We start from the raw sequence: 16,742 nt of genomic DNA, 5'->3' as shown, positions 1-16,742 counted from the left end.
GGCAGCCATCAGTCAGTCCGAGGAGCTTGCGCCGCTCCTGGCGCGCGTCGCCGGGCGTCACGGCCTGCCTATGGTGGTGCTGCCGGCCATGGTCGCCGATTGGCTGCGTCGTCCCGGCTCCGCGCCTCCCAGGGAGGCGCTGCTGGAACGCCGGGCGGTGGATTTCCTCGCTTTGGCCAGCCGGCTTGGCGCGCCGCTCGGCGACAAGGAAACTCATCGCCTGCGCAGCGAGGCGGCGTCTGCGCTTGCAGACGGACGCTTCGCCGACGCAGATAAGGCGCTTGCCCAAGCTGAACTCCATTCGATCGGAGGCGCGAGCGATCTCTCGACGCTGCCGGTCGCACAGCGGCTCCGGATCGGCGAGAATCGTGCCGACCGGGCGGGAATCAGCTTCCTGCGAACGACGCCGGAGGCCTATCGCGAGGCCGCTGGCCGTTATGGCGAGGCTTCCGCCCTGATCGGCCTCGCCGATATCGACCGCAGCCGCGCTGTCGCGCTCGCCCAGGCGCAGGCGCTGGCGCGGCTCAGCGAGGATTTCGGCGGGCGCGACGGCTATGATGCCGCCGTGACCGTGCTGCACCGCTTGCTCGAAGGGCTCGACAGCCTGGAGGACACGGTTGCTTTCGCCGGCGCTCAGGACGCGCTGGCCGCCACACTTGAAGCTCTCGCCGAGATTGCCGGCAAAGAGGATCTCCGCGTCGAGGCGCTCGCGCGCTGCCGGACGGGGGTGGAGCATCTCCATCGCGACGAAGCGCCGCTCCTCTGGCACGCGCTGACGGTCCGCTTCGGCCGGCTCGCCGTCACGCTCGGCGAAGCGCGCGAGGACGATGCCCTGCTGGAGGAGGCGGTCACGGCGCTCGCCACGGTCCTCGCCGTCTGGGATCGCAATCGCGACGAAGCGCGCTGGCTTGAGGCCGAGCACATGATCTCGCGCGCCCGCGCCGCACTCGGCGGGCGCCGCAGCGATCTCGCTCTGCTCGAGCGCGCCTTCAACGGTTTTAATCGGGTCGCCAAGGCGGTTGATCGCGCCCGGGAGCCGTTGCGCTGGGCCGAACTGCAGGACCAGATGGGCGGTGTGCTTGTCGCCATGGGCGAGCGCTACCGCGAGCCGGTCGTATTCGAGGAGGCAATCGCGGTCTTCGCTGCCGCGCTGGAGGAGCGTCGGCGCGAGAGCGTGCCACTGCTCTGGGCGACGAGTTCAGCCAATCAGGCGCTGCCGATGATGCGGCTTGCGGAACGACGCAAGGACCCAGCTCTCGCCAGGCAGGCCTTGACGCAGATCGCTGTCGCCATCGAGGCCCTGCGCTCGGCCGGCTTTGCCGCCAATGCCAAACATCTCGAGGCGCGCCTGATCAAGGCCGGCGCGCTGGTCGAGTCGCTGCACAAGGCTTAGATCAGGCCGCTTTTCGCCAATCGGCCAGCCGCTCCAGCGCGGCGTCCAGCGTCGAATCATGCTTGGCGAAGCAGAAGCGCACCACGGTCTTGACCGCGCCTTCCGCATAGAAGGCGCTGACCGGAATCGCCGCGACACCGTTTTCCATGACCAGGCGCTGGCAGAAGGCGACATCGTCGCTCTCCCCCAGCGCGCCGATGTCGACATTCAGGAAATAGGTGCCGACGCTGGGCAGGACGTTGAAGCCAAGCCCCGTCAGGCCGGCGGCGAAACGGTCGCGCGAGCGTTGGAAATCGGCGCGCATGCCCTCGAAATAGGAATCATCCTTGCCGAGTCCGTAGGCGACTGCGGCCTGCAGGTTCGGCGGCGTGGTGAAGGTGATGTATTGATGCGCCTTGGCCAGCACCCGCATCAGGTTCGGCGCCGCCATCACCATCCCGACCTTCCAGCCGGTCAGCGAGAAGATCTTGCCGGCCGAGGAGATCTTCACCGTGCGCTCGCGCATGCCTGGCCGCGACAGCATCGGCTTGTGCCTGTGGCCGTCGAAGACGACATGCTCCCAGACCTCGTCGCAGATCGCGACCGCATCGAACCGGACGCAGAAAGCGGCGAGCAGATCGAGATCGGCCTCGCTGAAGATCGTCGCGGTCGGGTTCAGCGGGTTGTTGAACAGCACGACGCGGGTCTTCGGCGAGAACGCCCTGGCGAGCGCCTCCTCGCTCAGCCCGAAGGCCGGCGGCGTCAGCGTCACGAATTTCGGAATGCCGCCGGCGCGGCGCACCAGCGGCACATAGGCGTCGTACATCGGCTCGAACAGCACGACTTCGTCGCCCGGCGTGATCAGAGCCATCAGCGCGCCGGCGATCGCCTCGGTTGCGCCCGAGGTCACCATCACCTCGGCGTCGGGGTCGAGATCGAGCCCCTGCCAGCGCTTGAAATGGGTTGCGGCGGATTGGCGCAGCTCGGGCAGGCCCATCATCGGCGGATACTGGTTCCAGCCGTTGATGACGGCGTCGGCCGCCTTGCGCCGGACATCCTCAGGGCCCGGGTCATCGGGAAAGCCCTGGCCGAGATTGACGGCGCCGGTCTCGCGCGCAAGCCGCGACATCACCTCGAAAACGCTGGTCTGCAGGGCGGAGAAGATCGGGTTCATCGTCATCGGGCCGGCTCAAGCGAGGGTGTTCTGGGCGAAAACAGGCAGGGCCTCTACCATGCCACGGGCCCCAGCGCATCCCGGATGGTCAAGCGAGAGTTCGTCAGAATTGGCCTGCCGGAATATGGAATGATGAATGTTGACATTCGTCAGCGATCAATGCTTATCTGTTCAAGCCGGTTCACGACGGGCGCCCGCGGCGGCTTCGCCCCTTTGACGTTGCGGGATATTGGCGTGAACCGGTGACCCTCCCTTTCACATCGCGTCTTTAGAGCCTGGCCGGGCGGCTGCACGCAGCTTTCGGCGACGGTGCGGGTATGAGGCCGAAAACCGGCTCCCCCTTTGCGCGGGCATGCTCTAATCACAGCGCATGAGCTTAGCGCGCACCCCCGCAATCATGATCCTGGGCACCGGCTCCAATGTCGGGAAATCCCTGATCGTCGCGGGGCTTTGCCGCCTCTTCACCGATCGCGGGCTGAAGGTCGCGCCATTCAAGCCGCAGAACATGTCCAACAATGCGGCGGCGACGCCGGGCGGCGAGATCGGCCGCGCCCAGGCCTTGCAGGCCCGCGCCGCCCGCATGGCGCCCCATGTCGACATGAATCCGGTGCTGCTCAAGCCCGAAAGCGAGACCGGCAGCCAGATCGTGCTGCAGGGTCGTGTCGCGGGCCATCTGGCATCTGGCGATTATGCCAGGCGCGGCGACTTTCTGCCTCAAGTGCTGGAGAGCTTCGAGCGATTATGCGCCGGGGCTGACCTCATCATCGTCGAAGGCGCGGGCTCGCCGGCCGAGACCAATCTGCGCGCGCGCGACATCGCCAATCTCGGCTTCGCCCGCGCGGCCAATGTGCCTGCGATCCTGATCGGCGATATCGATCGCGGCGGCGTCATCGCCAGCCTCATTGGCACGCATGCGGTGCTGGAGGAGGCCGATCGCGCCATGCTCCGGGCCTTTGCCATCAACCGTTTCCGTGGCGACGCCAGCCTGTTTGGCGCCGGCGTCGAGACGATCCGGGCCGCGACCGGCTGGCCCTGCCTGGGCGTCGTGCCCTGGTTCGCGGAAGCCGCGAGGCTGCCGGCGGAAGACGGGCTCGATCTGCGCTCGGGCGCGCGCAAGCCCGGGGCCGGCCTGAAGATCGCGGTTCCGGTGATGCCGGGCATCGCCAATTTCGACGATCTCGATCCGCTGAAGTCCGAGCCCGGTGTCGATCTCGTCCTGGTCCGGCGCGGCGAAGCACTGCCGGGCGACGCGGATCTGATCATCCTGCCCGGCTCCAAGACGACACTGCGCGATCTCGCCGTCCTGCGGGCCGAGGGCTGGGACATCGATATCCTGGCGCATCGGCGGCGTGGCGGGCGCGTTCTGGGCCTGTGCGGCGGCTATCAGATGCTGGGCCGCGTCGTGCGCGATCCGCTGGGCCTGGAGGGGCCGGCCGGCGAGGCTGCGGGCTTGAGCCTGCTCGATGTCGAAACGGTGCTTGATCGCGAAAAGACCGTGCGCGAGGTCGATATCGCCCATGCGGCGAGCGGGGCCGCCGGCCGCGCCTATGAGATCCATCTCGGCTATACGCAGGGCGCCGACACCATAAGGGCGCCGTTTCGCGTCGGTACCCGTATTGAGGGTGCAGCGAGCCCGGATGGCCGCGTCGTCGGCACCTATCTGCATGGCGTCTTCTCGGCCGATCCGGTCCGCACGGCCTGGCTTGCGGCGATTGGCGGCGTTGCCTCTGAATTCTCCTACGAGGCCGATGTCGAGGCCACGCTCGACCGGCTTGCCGCCCATCTCGCGGCCCATCTCGATGTCGAGGCGCTTTTGGCGCTGGCGCGGCAGAGGGCCGGCTTCGCCTGAAACCGGTTGCGATCGCCCGCTGTCCGGCTTGGGCGCGATCGGCAGCAAGAATGTGCAATCGCCGTCATGCCAAAATCGGCTAAAGTCTTTGTCTGTCATGAGGTTGACGAATGATGAAATTCGTCATACCAATAAATTCCGAAGACTGCCTGCCAATCAGCACATCGGACAACCGCGTTGAGCCATCCTGAACGCGATACGAGGCAAACCATCGTCGACACGGCCGAGCGTTTCTTTCGCGACATCGGCTACCAGAAGACGACGGTCGCCGACATCGCCAAATCGCTGCGCATGAGCCCGGCCAACGTCTATCGCTTTTTCGACTCGAAGAAGTCGATCAACGAGGCGGTTCTGGCTCGCTACAAGGGCGAGCACGAGGCGGCGCTGGCTGAGATCGCGGCCGAGGACCGGCCCGTGGCCGATCGCTTGCGCGACATGCTGCAGACCTCCTACCGCATCAACCAGGCCCGCTATGCCGACCAGCAGCGCATGCATGAGATGGTCTGCGCGGCGATGGAGGAGAGTTGGGACGCGATCCTGGGCCATATCGCCCGGTTCGACGCCTTGATGTGCAAAGTCGTCACGGAGGGCGTCGCAAGCGGAGCGTTCCGGAAGGTCGATCCCGGTGAGGCCACCCGCTGCATCCGCACGGCGATGATCCGCTTTCATCACCCGCTGCTGATGTCGCAATGCTCGCGCATGCCGGGGCCCAGCATCGACGAGATGATCGACTTCATCATGGCCGCGCTGGAGCCGCCGGTCGGCGCCGCTTGAGCTGCTCCGGCCCTCGCTTGCGTTGACAAGCCCTCCGGGGAGCGGGATACCCCGCCTGCCATGGCCTCTTTCTCCAAACAGAATCTCAAGAAGCTCGCCGTCATCGCCCATGATCTCGTGGTCACGGCGCTGGCGATCTGGCTCGTCTTCGTCATCCGTTTCGAGAACTGGCAGCTTGCCGAGCATCTCAGGCACCTGCCGCGCGGCCTGCCGTTCTTCGTCGCCTATGCCGGGCTGGTCTACTGGTTCTTCTCGCTCTACCGCTCGAAATGGCGCTTCGCCTCGCTGCCGGACCTGTCGAACATCGTCAAGGCGGTCACGATCCTGAGCCTGACCCTGCTCGTGGTCGACTATGTCCTGGTCGCGCCGAACCTCTATGGCACGTTCTTCTTCGGCAAGATCACGATCGCGCTCTACTGGCTGGTGCAGAACGCGCTGCTCGGCGGCCCGCGGCTGGCCTATCGCTATTTCAAATACTCCCGCTCCAAGCATCTGGCGCAGCGCGGCCAGAGCCTGCCGGCGCTGCTGCTCGGGCGCGGCGTCGATGTCGAGATGGTGATCCGTGCCATGGAGGCCGGCACCATGCGCAATCTGCGGCCGGCCGGCATCCTGTCGCCGCGCGCGGATGATCTCGGCCAGTCGATCCGCGGCGTTCCGGTGCTGGGCCTCCTGGCGGAGATCGAGACGGTGGCGCTGGACGCCGCCGAGCGCGGCGAGCCCTTCCGCCGCATCGTCGCAACCGCGAGCGCGCTGGTTCCCGAGGCCGAGCCCGACAAATGGCTGGCGCGCACGCGCAAGCTCGCCTTGCCGATTTCGCGCGTCGACAGCCTGGGCGAGGGTATGCGCGACACCGAGCTCGCACCGCTCGAGATCGAGGATCTGCTGGTTCGCCCCACGGTCACGATCGATCGCGAGCGGCTGGGCTCCTTCCTGAAGGGTAAGCGCGTGCTGGTCACCGGCGGCGGTGGCTCGATCGGGTCCGAGATTTGCCTGCGCTGCGCCGCCTTCGGGGCCGCCGAACTGCTGATCGTCGAGAGCTCGGAGCCGGCGCTCTTCCAGATCACCGAGGAGCTCATCGCCCAGGGCCACCAGACCGTGGTCAATGGCGCGCTGGCCGATGTACGCGACCGCGCCCGCATCACGCCGCTCTTCACCGCCTTCGCGCCCGATATCGTCATCCATGCGGCGGCGCTGAAGCATGTGCCCTATCTGGAAGCCGACTGGACGGAAGGCATCAAGACCAACATCTTCGGCTCGGTGAATGTGACGGACGCCGCCATCGCGGCCGGCGCCAAGATCTTCGTGCTCATCTCGACCGACAAGGCGATCGAGCCCGTCTCGATGCTGGGCGCGACCAAGCGTTTCGCCGAGATGTATGTCCAGTCGCGCGATGCCGAGTTCGTCGCGGCCGCGGCCGGCATGCGGCTGGTCGCCGTGCGCTTCGGCAATGTGCTGGGCTCGGTCGGTTCGGTCGTGCCGAAATTCAAGGCGCAGATCGAGCGCGGCGGGCCGGTGACGGTGACCGATCCGGAGATGATCCGCTATTTCATGACGATCCGCGAGGCCTGCGATCTCGTCCTGACCGCCGCCTCGCATGCGCGCGGCGATGAACCGGAGGCCGAGCGCGCCGCTGTCTACATCCTCAAGATGGGCCAGCCCGTCAAAATCATGGACCTTGCCGAGCGCATGATCCGGCTGGCCGGCTATGAGCCCGGTATCGATATCGAGATCGCGGTCACCGGCGTCAGGCCAGGCGAGCGCCTCAACGAGATCCTGTTCGCACGCGACGAGCCCAAGGCCGAGACCGGGCTCGACGGCGTCATGGCGGCCAAGCCGATCTTCGCCGGGCGTTCGCGCATGCAGGGCTGGCTGGCGCGGCTCGAAGCCGGCATCAAGAACGACGAGCGTGCCGCTGCCGAGGCCATCCTCGACGAGGCCATCCCCGATTTCAGCTTGCGGGCGAAGCCGCAAGCTGCGCCAGAGCTGCCGCAGTCGCGACCCGTGGCCGCCAACCGGCCCTGAGCAGACCGTCCGGCGCGGCAACGAGCCCGCCGCTCAGCTTGGCGAAGGCGTCCTGCTTGCCGGCAAGCCGGGCGGCAAGGCCGAGCCATCGTGCGGGCAGGGGAATCAGCCCGGGCTTGCGCTCCAGCCCCGCCCGCATCGCCGTGATGATCTCCGCGACGCTGATCGGCTCGGGATCCGAGACGATATAGCTCCTGCGGGACGGGCAGGCCGGCGTCAGTGCGAACAGGATCGCGTCAGCCAGGTTCCCCACCGCCAGCAGCGAGCGCGGCGCGGTCAGGCCGCCGAGCGGTAGCGGCAACGGCAGGCGTGCGAGCCTGAGCAGCGCCGCCATATTGGCCTTCACGCCCGGCCCGTAGATCAAGACCGGGCGCAGGCTGACCCAGTCGAGATCGAGTGCGGCGAGCCCCTGCTCGGCGGCGAGCTTGGAGCGGCCATAGGCGTCATCGGGCGCAGGGCTGTCGTCGTCGCGCAAGGGCGGGCCGTCGAAAGCCCCCGTCAGTGCCTTGATCGAGGAGAGATAGATGAAGCGCACGATGCCTGCTTGGCGGGCGGCTTCAGCGAGATCCAGCGTCGCCTGCGTGTTGATCTGTTGGTAGAGCGCCTTATTGAGGCCGGGGCCGGCATGGGCGAGCCCGGCCATGTGCACGACATGGTCGACGCCTTCCAGCGCGGCGCGCCAGTCGATGGGCGCGCTCATGTCTCCGGTTACGACGGTCTCGATACCGGGCGGGGCGGTGGCGGCTCGGCGCTGCGTCAGCCGCAGGCGATAGCCCGCATCGCGCAGCGCCGCGACGACATGGGGGCCGACGAAGCCGCTCGCGCCGGTCACGAGGATGCGCGGCTCAGCCATGGACGGCCTTCGGGCGCGCAAAGCTGCGCAGCAGAGCCGCGGTCAGCAGCAGCGCCACCGCAAGGCAGGCGAGCTGCCCCCAGAGGCCGGGGATACGCAGGCTGAGCGCAGCCAGCGCGATCAGGATCAGGTTCAGCATGGCGATGCGCGTGACGACGCCGAGCACGCTGAAGCCGTTCGTGGTCGCCTGCTGATAGAGATGCGAGCGATGCGCCTCCCAGATTTTTTCGCCACGCGCCAATCGGCGCAGCAGCGTCAGGGTGGCGTCGCAGAGATGGTAGAGCGGCAGGATCAGCGCCGCCGCGAAGGCGCCGGTTCCGGCAAGCCTGTAGAGCAGATAGGCGGTGAGCAGGCCGATCGGCAGCGAGCCGACATCGCCGAGGAAGAGCCGGGCGCGGGGCTTGTTGAAGGGCGCGAAGCCGATCAGCCCGCCGCAGAGCGCCGCCGCCAGCCAGCCACTGCCCAGATCGAGCGCGCCCGCCTGTCCAGCCAGCGCCAAGGCGCCGGTCAGGGGCACGATGCCGGCAATGGTGATCCAGTCGATCCCGTCCATGAAGTTGACGAGATTGACGAACCAGACACCGGCCAACAGTGCCACGGCTCGCTCCAGCGCGAGCGGCATGAGATCGGGAAACAGCCGCAAGCCGGGCGCGGCATAGACGATGACAAGCCCGACGCAGGCTGCTTGCAGCACCAGCCGCAGGCTCGCCGGCAACGGCCGGATGTCGTCCCAGGCGCCGACGATGGCGAGCAGGATCGCAGCAGCGCCGACCAGCAGGAGATCGTTTTGCGCCCCGGCTGGGAGTGAGCTGAGCAGAAGGCCGGGACCGAACAGCAGGCTGAACCCGAGCGCCAGGAAAGCCCCGGCCAGGACCGCGATCCCGCCGCCCTGCGGCGTCGGGATGCTGTGGCTGGAGCGTGCATTGGGGCGCGCAAGCGCATAGCGCGTGAGCAGCGGCCGCAAGGCGATACAAAGCACGGCCGAGATGGCGGCCGCGGCGATCAGGATCAGGAGGGGGGCGAGAAAGCTGTCCAAGGCGGCGGCACCATAAGCAAGTCGAGGCAAATGCCTAGAGGGCGATGATCTCGCTTAGAACCATCACCAGTCATTCCGGACAAGCCGCGTCAGCGGCGCTGACCCGGAATCCATCGTAGAGCGTCATTCTCGGGCTTGCCCCGAGAATCTCATGACCAGAGCGCTCTGGTTTACGAGATGGTCGGGTCAAGCCCGACCATGACGCGCTTGGGATCCCGGCGCTTCGCTTTAGCGCGGATGGCGGCGTGGCAGGGCGGCCCCAACACGCCGGCTGAAAGAAAATTCGACTTGCCGTACCTGGCACAAACAGGGAACATGCGGTCATGTCCCTCACCGACACCCGCCTGAACCCGCCACCGACGCGGCCCGACATCACCCGCGCCGTCTGCCGTGGCGCGGGCCGGCATCTGCGCGAGCGCGGCTACGCCATCGTCAAGGAGATGACCTTCGCCAATGGCCGGCGCGGCGATATCGTCGCGCTCTCGCCTGCCGGTGAATTGCTCGTGGTCGAGGTTAAATCCGGGATCGAGGATTACCGCGTCGACGGCAAATGGCCGGATTATCGCGACTATTGCGACGGCTTCCTCTTCGCGGTCGCGCCGGAATTCCCGCGCGAGATCCTGCCTGAGGATGTCGGGCTGATCGTCGCCGACGCCTATGGCGGCGAGATGCTGCGCGACGCGCCCCGCCACCCGCTCAGCGGCTCCAGGCGCAAGGCGCTGACCATCGCCTTCGCCAAGCTCGCGGCCGGGCGATTGGCGCTGCTGGAGGATCCGGGGCTTTAGGCAGGGCTCGGTTCGGCCGTCACCGGCGGTGCCGTCAGGTCTACCGTTTCGACCAGGAAGTCGATGAAGGCGCGCACGCGGGCCGGCAAGCGGCCGCCATGGCCGACATAGACCGCGTTGATCTCCTCGGCATCGCCGGGATTGAAATCCTCCAGCACCGGCACAAGGCGGCCGGCCACGATGTCGTGGCCGATATGGAAGAGCGAGAGCCGCGCCAGCCCCTGCCCGTTCAAAGCGAGCTGCCGCGCGCTTTCGCCGTCGCCGACCGTGACGCGGCCATGGGCCGGGACGAAGAGGCGTTTGCCGTCGAGACAGAACGGCCATTCGTCGCAATGGCGGGCGAAATTGAAGGTGATCAGGTCGTGCTGCGCGAGGTCGGCGATGCTTCGGGGCACCGGACGGCGGGTGAGATAATCGGGCGAGGCGACGATCGCCATCGCGGCTGCGCCGAGCTTGCGCGCCACGAGCTGCGAGGGGCGCATCGGCCCGACCCGGATCGCGACATCGGCGCGCTCGTCCATCAGGTCGATGACCTGGTCGGTGATGGTGATGTCGAGCTGCACGCCGGGATGGGCGGCCATGAAGCGCGGTGCGAGCGGCAGCAGATAAAGCCGGCCGAAGGGCACGTTCGAATTCACCCGCAACCGTCCGCGCGGAATCTGGCAGGCGGCGACCGAGCGTTCGGCCTCGTCGAGATCGGCCAGTACGCGCAACGCGCCGGCGTGAAACGTCGCGCCCTCCTCGGTGAGCTGGAGCTTGCGGGTCGAGCGGATGATCAGGCGCACGCCGAGCCGCGCCTCGAGCCGCGCCATCAGCTTGCTCACCGCCGAGGGCGTCATCCGCAGGGAGCGCGCCGCCGGCGAGAAGCCGCCGAGCTCGACGACCCGCGCGAACACCTCCATCTCGCCGGAGCGGTTGATGTCCGGCCGCGGCATGATGACTTCACCTCACAAATCAATGTCCTGACGGCAATCTAATTCATAGGCGCGCGAACGGCCATATCCCGCCTCGTCACCATTCCTGGGAAAGCCGTCATGCCCGTCGCACTCTATGCCCTCACCGTCGGCGCCTTCGGTATCGGCGTCACCGAATTCGTCATCATGGGTCTGCTGCTGCAGGTCTCGGGTGATCTCGCCATTTCGATCCCGACCGCCGGTCTGCTGATGACCGGCTATGCGCTCGGTGTCTTCGTCGGCGCGCCGATCCTGACGATCGCGACCCGCGGGCTGCCGCGCAAGACGACCCTGCTCGTCCTGATGGCGATCTTCACCCTCGGCAATCTCGCCTGCGCGCTCAGCCCCAGCTTCGGCTGGCTGATGGCCGCGCGCATCGTCACGGCGTTGGCGCATGGTACCTTCTTCGGCGTCGGCTCGGTCGTCGCGACCGGGCTTGTCGCGCCGGAGCGCAAGGCCTCGGCCATCGCCGTGATGTTCACGGGGTTGACGCTGGCGACCTTGCTCGGCGTGCCCTTCGGCTCCTGGCTCGGCCTGGCCTATGGCTGGCGCGCGACCTTCTGGGCGGTGACCGCGATCGGCATCCTGGCTTTCGTCATCCTGGCGCTATTCGTGCCCAAGGCGCGCGAGACCGCGTCGCTGGCACCGCTCTCGGAAGAGTTTGCGGTGCTGGCCCGGCCGCAGGTCCAGCTCGGCCTGCTGATCACCGTGCTCGGCTTCGGCGGGGTCTTCGCGGTCTTCACCTATATCCAGCCGCTGCTGGTCGAACTCTCCGGCTACAGCCAGGAGGCGGTCTCGCCGATCCTGCTGGTCTTCGGCGCCGGTCTCGTCGTCGGCAATCTGCTCGGTGGCCGCTGGGCCGATCGCAGCCTCCAGCCGGCCCTGATCGGCACGCTGCTGTTGCTGACGCTGGTGATGGTCGCAGCCGGCTTCGCCTTCCAAAGCAAGGTCGGCGCTGTCGTCGCGGCCTTTGCGCTGGGAGCTGCCGCCTTCGCCACGGTCGCGCCGCTGCAGATGCGGGTGCTGCAGCAGGCCGGCGGTGCGGGCCAGGGGCTGGCGTCGAGCCTCAATATCGCCGCCTTCAACCTCGGCAATGCCTTCGGCGCCTGGCTCGGCGGCTTCGTCATCAGCCATGGTCCGGGCCTTGCCGGCATCGCTCCGATCGCCGCCCTGGTGCCGCTGGCGGCGCTTGGCCTCGCCGCCTGGAGCCTCGCGATCGAGCGGCGCAGCGCCCGCATCGCCACCATCTGAACAGCTCAATCACGTCGCCTGACAGGAGAAACCTCATGGATTATCGACAGCTCGGCGCATCCGGCCTGAAAGTCCCCGCCCTCAGCTTCGGCTGCGGCACCTTCGGCGGCGAGGGCCCGCTCTTCAGCGCCTGGGGCGACACCGATGTCGCGCAGGCCAAGCGCCTCGTCGACATTTGCCTGGAGGCGGGCGTCACGCTGTTCGACACGGCCGATGTCTATTCCAGCGGCGCGTCGGAGGCGATCCTGGGCGAGGCGCTGGAGGGCCGGCGCAATCAGGCGCTGATCTCGACCAAGCTCGGTCTGCCACTGGGCGACGGCCCCTTGCAGGCGGGCACCTCGCGCCTGCGCCTGATCGCGGGCGTCGAGGCGGCGCTGAAGCGCTTGCGCACCGACCGCATCGACCTGCTGCAGCTCCACGCTTTCGACGCCGCGACGCCGGTCGAGGAGGTCCTGAGCGCGCTCGACGCGCTCATGCGGGCCGGTAAGCTGCTCTATGTCGGCGCCTCCAACTTCTCCGGCTGGCAATTGATGAAGTCGCTCGCCGCCGCCGACCGCCATGGCTGGCCGCGCTATGTCGCCCATCAGGTCTATTACTCGCTGGTCGGGCGCGACTATGAATGGGAGCTGATGTCGCTCGGGCTCGATCAGAAGGTCGGCGCGATGGTCTGGAGCCCGCTCGGCTGGGGCCGCCTGACCGGCAAGCTCCGCCGTGGCCAGCCGCTTCCCGCCGGCAGCCGCCTGCATGAAAGTGCCGATTTCGGCCCGCCGGTCGACGATGAGCGGCTCTACGCCATCGTCGATGTGCTGGATGCGCTCGCAGAGGAGACCGGCAAGAGCGTGCCGCAGATCGCGTTGAACTGGCTGCTGCGTCGCCCGAGCGTCTCCAGCGTCATCATCGGCGCGCGCAATGAGGAGCAACTGCGCCAGAATCTCGGCGCTGTCGGCTGGAGCCTGACGCCCGAGCAGGTCGCGCGGCTCGATGGGGCGAGCGCGGTGACACCGGCCTACCCGCATTATCCCTATTGGCGCGAAGGCGGATTCAGGCAGATCAACCCGCCGCCGGTGTGAGAGGTCGGGAACCGCCCGTCATTCCGGGGCAGGCCGAAGGCCTGAGCCCGGAATGACGGAAGAGAGTGGCTCAGATACCTATCGCGGGGCGCGCTTCGCCAGGATGCGCTGCAAGGTGCGCCGATGCATGCCGAGCCGGCGCGCCGTCTCCGAGACATTGCGGCTGCACAATTCATAGACGCGCTGAATATGCTCCCAACGCACCCGGTCGGCCGACATCGGGTTTTCCGGCGGCATCGGGCGGGCATTGCGCGAGGCGGCCAAGGCCGAATGGATCTCGTCGGCGTCGGCGGGCTTGGCGAGGAAGTCGAAGGCGCCGAGCTTCACGGCGCTGACGGCGGTCGCGATATTGCCATAGCCGGTCAGCACGATGCCGCGCGCGTCGGGCCTGCGTTCCTTCAACCGCGCGATCACGTCGAGTCCGTTGCCGTCGGCGAGGCGCAGATCGATCACGGCGAAGGCCGGGGCGGCTTCTTCGACGGCGGCAAGCCCGGCCGAGACGCTTTCAGCGGTCCGCACCAGATAGCCGCGTCCCTCCATGGCGCGCGCCAGCCGGGTCAGGAACGGCTTGTCGTCGTCGACCAGCAGCAGGGACATGTCCGCCAACGTTTCGGTCGGGGCGGCTTCGCTCAGCACATCTTGCATCGGAACTCTCCTTCCGCCGGGCCTGTCCCGACGGAATTGTAGCGCGGTTGCCTCCGCTGCGCATCCGGCAGGGGGTCAGCCAGCCCTATGTAGGGCCGAAGCGCCCGGGTTTGTAGCCCCTTGCGGACGCAGGCCGGCCTCGAACACAGCTCTTGACCAGCTGATCCTGATCGAGGCCCCGCTTGCAGGCGCGGGCAGATTCGAGAATTCGATCGCCGCCCCGCCGCGCTCGAGCAGCGTCTTGGCGATGAAGAGGCCCAGGCCCAGCCCGCCGCCGGCGCGGTTCTCGCCCGCGCCATGGGTGAGGTAAGGTTCGCCGGCGCGCATCAGCACGTCCGCTGGAAAGCCCGGCCCGTCATCGGCGATGATCAGCGTGACCTGACTGTCATCCCAGCGCGCCGTGATGGTCACGGCCGCCTGGGCGAAATCGACCGCATTGTCGACGATGTTGCCGAGGCCATAGATCATGCCTGGGTTGCGGCGGCAGATGGGTTCGGGCTTCTCGCCCTGCATCGCGATTTCGAAGGGCATGCCGAAGGGGCGTTGCGGCCCGGCCGCTTCCTCGATCAGCAGGCGAAGCGACAGCTCGTCCAAAGGACTGCCATCGTCGTCCTGCAGCGAGGTGAGTTTGCCGAGGATGCCGCGGCAGCGCTCGACCTGCTCGCGCAGCAGCGCGATGTCCTCGGCCATTTCGCCTTCCGCCGGCGCCAGGCGCGAGAGCTCGCGCGCCACCAGCGCGATCGTGGCGAGCGGCGTGCCGAGCTCATGGGCTGCGGCGGCGGCCAACCCGTCGAGCTGCGAGAGATGCTGCTCGCGCGCCAGCACGAGCTCGGTGGCGGTGAGCGCGTCGGAGAGGTCGCGCGCCTCCTTGGCGACCCGCCAGGCATAGATGCCGGTAAATCCCAAGCCCAGCACGAGCGCGATCCAGTTTCCGGCCTGGTAATAGGGTGGCAGCACCGGGCGGCCCTCGCCGGCCCAGGGCAGCGGCAGATGCGCGAAGCTGAGCCCTGTCGCCAGCGCCACGCCGAGCATGCCGAGCAGCAAGGTGCGCTGTGGCGGCAGCGCCGTCGCCGAGATCATCACCGGCGCGAGGAACAGGATCGAGAACGGGTTCTGCAATCCGCCGGTGAGGTAGAGCAGCGCGGCGAGCTGGATGATGTCGAAGGCCAGCAACGCGGTCGCAGCACCCGCCGTCAGGCGGTGGCTGAGCGGAAAGCGGATGCGCAGCGCGATATTGAGCCAGGCCGAGACGGCGATGACGGCAAAGCACCAGCCAAAGGGCAAGACGAAGCCGAGCCCGAAATGCACGCCCGCCACAGCCAGACTCTGGCCCGAGATCGCGAGCCAGCGCAGCCTGACCAGCGTGTCCAAGCGCAAATGCCGGCTCGACCGCGCGAGCGCCGACTCCAGGAAATCGGGGGGCGTCACGGCTTTGTTCCGGACGCGGGCCGGTGCGGCATCGTCAGCAATATCCTGTGGCAGATCGGCATCGCAGCGAAATCTTAGTCTTTAGCCGGGTTGTATGAGAACAAATACCACCTACGGTGCGTTCCCTGTTGCGGCGCATCATGAAATGTCGCCGCGACCGAAAGACCGATTTCGCATGTACGGGGCCGCCATGTCGTTTGCCTACCATGCCTTCGAAGCTGTGCACATGATGGTGGGGCCCGCGCGCGGCCTCTCCGACGCGATGCAGCTCGCTTTCAAGAACCCGGCCAATCCGCTGAGCTACACGCCGTTTGGCCGCACCATCGCCGCCTCCTGCGAATTGTTCGAGCGCAGCACGCGCCGCTATGGCAAGCCGACCTTTGGCTTGGCCGAGACCACGATGAACGGCGTCAAGGTCGCTGTCGAGGAGCGCACCGTCTGGGAACGGCCCTTCTGCAAGCTGATCCATTTCGACCGCAAGATCGAAGGCCGCCGCAAGCCGCAGCCCAAGGTGCTGCTGGTCGCGCCGATGTCGGGCCACTACGCCACGCTGCTGCGCGGCACGGTCGAGGCCTTCCTGCCCGGCCATGAGGTCTACATCACCGATTGGGTCGATGCTCGCCATGTGCCGCTCTCGGCCGGCCGCTTCGATCTCGACGACTATATCGACTACGTCATCGCCATGTTGCAGATGCTCGGCTCCGACACCCATGTCATGGCCGTCTGCCAGCCTTCCGTGCCGGTGCTCGCCGCGATCGCTCGCATGGAAGCGGAGAACGACCCTTCCGCTCCGCGCTCGATGACGCTGATGGGCGGTCCGATCGATACGCGTCGCTCGCCGACCGAGGTCAACAAGCTTGCGATGGATCGCGGCATCGACTGGTTCCGCAACAACTGCATCACCACCGTGCCCTTCCCGAACCAGGGTTTCTTCCGCGCCGTCTATCCCGGCTTCCTGCAGCTCTCGGGCTTCATGGCGATGAATCTCGACCGGCACGTCACTGCCCATTACGACATGTTCAAGCATCTGGTTCGGGGCGATGGCGATTCCGCCGAGAAGCATCGTGACTTCTACGATGAGTACATGGCGGTGATGGACCTGACCGCCGAGTTCTATCTCCAGACCGTCGAGACCGTCTTCGTCGAGCATGCCTTGCCCAAGGGCACGATGATGCATCGTGACAAGCCGGTCGATCTCAAGGCCATCCGCCGCGTCGCGCTGATGACGGTCGAGGGCGAGAACGACGACATCTCCGGCGTCGGCCAGACCCAGGCCGCCCATGATCTCTGCGCCAATATCCCGGCCGACAAGCGCGTCCATTACCTCCAGAAGGGCGTCGGTCATTACGGCGTCTTCAACGGCTCGCGCTTCCGTTCCGAGATCGCCCCGCGCATCTCGGACTTCATGGTCAGCCTCGACATGGAGGTGGCCAAGAGCCGGCGCGATGCGAGCGCGGTCGAGGCCCGCAAGGCGCTGAAGATCGCGAGCTGACACCCAACTGGTTCTTGCCCCTTCCGCAACGCCCGCGA

At 67.3% G+C, this 16,742-nt stretch carries 14 protein-coding genes; 8 read left to right on the top strand and 6 right to left on the bottom strand.

What is annotated here, in order from left to right; all coding sequences use genetic code 11:
* Positions 1 to 88: 88 nt before the first annotated feature.
* On the top strand, positions 89 to 1,393 hold the full coding sequence (locus RMR04_RS30430) for a hypothetical protein (RefSeq protein ID WP_311912226.1): 1,305 nt from the start codon (positions 89 to 91) through the stop codon (positions 1,391 to 1,393).
* A 1-nt stretch (position 1,394) separates the two neighbouring features.
* On the opposite strand, the gene RMR04_RS30425 is transcribed toward RMR04_RS30430, so the two are convergent.
* Positions 1,395 to 2,546, bottom strand: a complete 1,152-nt coding sequence (locus tag RMR04_RS30425) for an aminotransferase (RefSeq protein WP_311915992.1) — start codon at positions 2,544 to 2,546, stop codon at positions 1,395 to 1,397.
* Between the two features lie 370 nt (positions 2,547 to 2,916).
* On the opposite strand from RMR04_RS30425, the gene RMR04_RS30420 reads away from it, so the two are divergent.
* From RMR04_RS30420 to RMR04_RS30410, 3 genes are all read left to right on the top strand, one after another.
* Positions 2,917 to 4,395: a cobyric acid synthase gene (locus tag RMR04_RS30420; protein ID WP_311912225.1), complete on the top strand. Its 1,479-nt coding sequence runs from the start codon at positions 2,917 to 2,919 to the stop codon at positions 4,393 to 4,395.
* A 177-nt stretch (positions 4,396 to 4,572) separates the two neighbouring features.
* The gene (locus tag RMR04_RS30415; RefSeq protein ID WP_311912224.1) at positions 4,573 to 5,169 is read left to right on the top strand and encodes a TetR/AcrR family transcriptional regulator; all 597 of its coding nucleotides are present in this window, start codon (positions 4,573 to 4,575) and stop codon (positions 5,167 to 5,169) included.
* A 60-nt stretch (positions 5,170 to 5,229) separates the two neighbouring features.
* Complete coding sequence (locus tag RMR04_RS30410; protein WP_311912223.1) at positions 5,230 to 7,191, top strand: SDR family NAD(P)-dependent oxidoreductase; 1,962 nt, start codon at positions 5,230 to 5,232, stop codon at positions 7,189 to 7,191.
* Here RMR04_RS30410 and RMR04_RS30405 read toward each other — a convergent pair.
* Positions 7,118 to 8,044, bottom strand: coding sequence for an NAD-dependent epimerase/dehydratase family protein (locus tag RMR04_RS30405; protein WP_311912222.1), 927 nt, complete (start codon positions 8,042 to 8,044; stop codon positions 7,118 to 7,120). The genes RMR04_RS30410 and RMR04_RS30405 overlap by 74 nt on opposite strands.
* On the bottom strand, positions 8,037 to 9,080 hold the full coding sequence (locus RMR04_RS30400; RefSeq protein ID WP_311912221.1) for an MraY family glycosyltransferase: 1,044 nt from the start codon (positions 9,078 to 9,080) through the stop codon (positions 8,037 to 8,039). Before RMR04_RS30400 ends, RMR04_RS30405 begins: the two co-directional genes overlap by 8 nt.
* Positions 9,081 to 9,403: 323 nt before the next feature.
* Between RMR04_RS30400 and RMR04_RS30395 the strand changes: the two genes are divergently transcribed.
* Positions 9,404 to 9,865: an MmcB family DNA repair protein gene (locus RMR04_RS30395; RefSeq protein WP_311912220.1), complete on the top strand. Its 462-nt coding sequence runs from the start codon at positions 9,404 to 9,406 to the stop codon at positions 9,863 to 9,865.
* On the opposite strand, the gene RMR04_RS30390 is transcribed toward RMR04_RS30395, so the two are convergent.
* A complete protein-coding gene (locus RMR04_RS30390) occupies positions 9,862 to 10,800 on the bottom strand; it encodes a LysR family transcriptional regulator (RefSeq protein ID WP_311912219.1) in 939 nt (312 codons plus the stop codon). The two genes, RMR04_RS30395 and RMR04_RS30390, sit on opposite strands and share 4 nt — an antisense overlap.
* A gap of 99 nt (positions 10,801 to 10,899) precedes the next feature.
* Here RMR04_RS30390 and RMR04_RS30385 point away from each other — a divergent pair, with 99 nt between their 5' ends.
* Both RMR04_RS30385 and RMR04_RS30380 read left to right on the top strand, forming a co-directional pair.
* Positions 10,900 to 12,069 carry an MFS transporter gene (locus tag RMR04_RS30385; RefSeq protein WP_311912218.1) on the top strand — a complete coding sequence of 390 codons (1,170 nt, stop codon included), beginning with the start codon at positions 10,900 to 10,902 and terminating at the stop codon, positions 12,067 to 12,069.
* A 35-nt stretch (positions 12,070 to 12,104) separates the two neighbouring features.
* Positions 12,105 to 13,139, top strand: coding sequence for an aldo/keto reductase (locus tag RMR04_RS30380; RefSeq protein ID WP_311912217.1), 1,035 nt, complete (start codon positions 12,105 to 12,107; stop codon positions 13,137 to 13,139).
* A 78-nt stretch (positions 13,140 to 13,217) separates the two neighbouring features.
* Here RMR04_RS30380 and RMR04_RS30375 read toward each other — a convergent pair whose 3' ends face one another.
* Complete coding sequence (locus RMR04_RS30375; protein ID WP_311912216.1) at positions 13,218 to 13,784, bottom strand: ActR/PrrA/RegA family redox response regulator transcription factor; 567 nt, start codon at positions 13,782 to 13,784, stop codon at positions 13,218 to 13,220.
* A 75-nt stretch (positions 13,785 to 13,859) separates the two neighbouring features.
* Entirely contained in the window at positions 13,860 to 15,212 is a 1,353-nt protein-coding gene (locus RMR04_RS30370; RefSeq protein WP_311912215.1) for an ActS/PrrB/RegB family redox-sensitive histidine kinase, read from the bottom strand.
* Between the two features lie 190 nt (positions 15,213 to 15,402).
* Between RMR04_RS30370 and RMR04_RS30365 the strand changes: the two genes are divergently transcribed.
* The gene (locus RMR04_RS30365) at positions 15,403 to 16,704 is read left to right on the top strand and encodes a polyhydroxyalkanoate depolymerase (RefSeq protein ID WP_311912214.1); all 1,302 of its coding nucleotides are present in this window, start codon (positions 15,403 to 15,405) and stop codon (positions 16,702 to 16,704) included.
* Positions 16,705 to 16,742 lie beyond the last annotated feature (38 nt).

This window comes from Bosea sp. 685 (assembly GCF_031884435.1).
GTDB lineage: Bacteria > Pseudomonadota > Alphaproteobacteria > Rhizobiales > Beijerinckiaceae > Allobosea.
This window is presented reverse-complemented; position numbering and strand designations above follow the sequence as displayed.

Bases quoted from the DNA above. Each gene is read 5' to 3' on its own strand.
- RMR04_RS30430 (WP_311912226.1), top strand. From the start codon at position 89: ATGGTCGCCGATTGGCTGCGTCGTCCCGGCTCCGCGCCTCCCAGGGAG.
- RMR04_RS30425 (WP_311915992.1), bottom strand. From the start codon at position 2,546: ATGAACCCGATCTTCTCCGCCCTGCAGACCAGCGTTTTCGAGGTGATG.
- RMR04_RS30420 (WP_311912225.1), top strand. From the start codon at position 2,917: ATGAGCTTAGCGCGCACCCCCGCAATCATGATCCTGGGCACCGGCTCC.
- RMR04_RS30410 (WP_311912223.1), top strand. From the start codon at position 5,230: ATGGCCTCTTTCTCCAAACAGAATCTCAAGAAGCTCGCCGTCATCGCC.
- RMR04_RS30405 (WP_311912222.1), bottom strand. From the start codon at position 8,044: ATGGCTGAGCCGCGCATCCTCGTGACCGGCGCGAGCGGCTTCGTCGGC.
- RMR04_RS30395 (WP_311912220.1), top strand. From the start codon at position 9,404: ATGTCCCTCACCGACACCCGCCTGAACCCGCCACCGACGCGGCCCGAC.
- RMR04_RS30390 (WP_311912219.1), bottom strand. From the start codon at position 10,800: ATGCCGCGGCCGGACATCAACCGCTCCGGCGAGATGGAGGTGTTCGCG.
- RMR04_RS30385 (WP_311912218.1), top strand. From the start codon at position 10,900: ATGCCCGTCGCACTCTATGCCCTCACCGTCGGCGCCTTCGGTATCGGC.
- RMR04_RS30380 (WP_311912217.1), top strand. From the start codon at position 12,105: ATGGATTATCGACAGCTCGGCGCATCCGGCCTGAAAGTCCCCGCCCTC.
- RMR04_RS30375 (WP_311912216.1), bottom strand. From the start codon at position 13,784: ATGCAAGATGTGCTGAGCGAAGCCGCCCCGACCGAAACGTTGGCGGAC.
- RMR04_RS30365 (WP_311912214.1), top strand. From the start codon at position 15,403: ATGTCGTTTGCCTACCATGCCTTCGAAGCTGTGCACATGATGGTGGGG.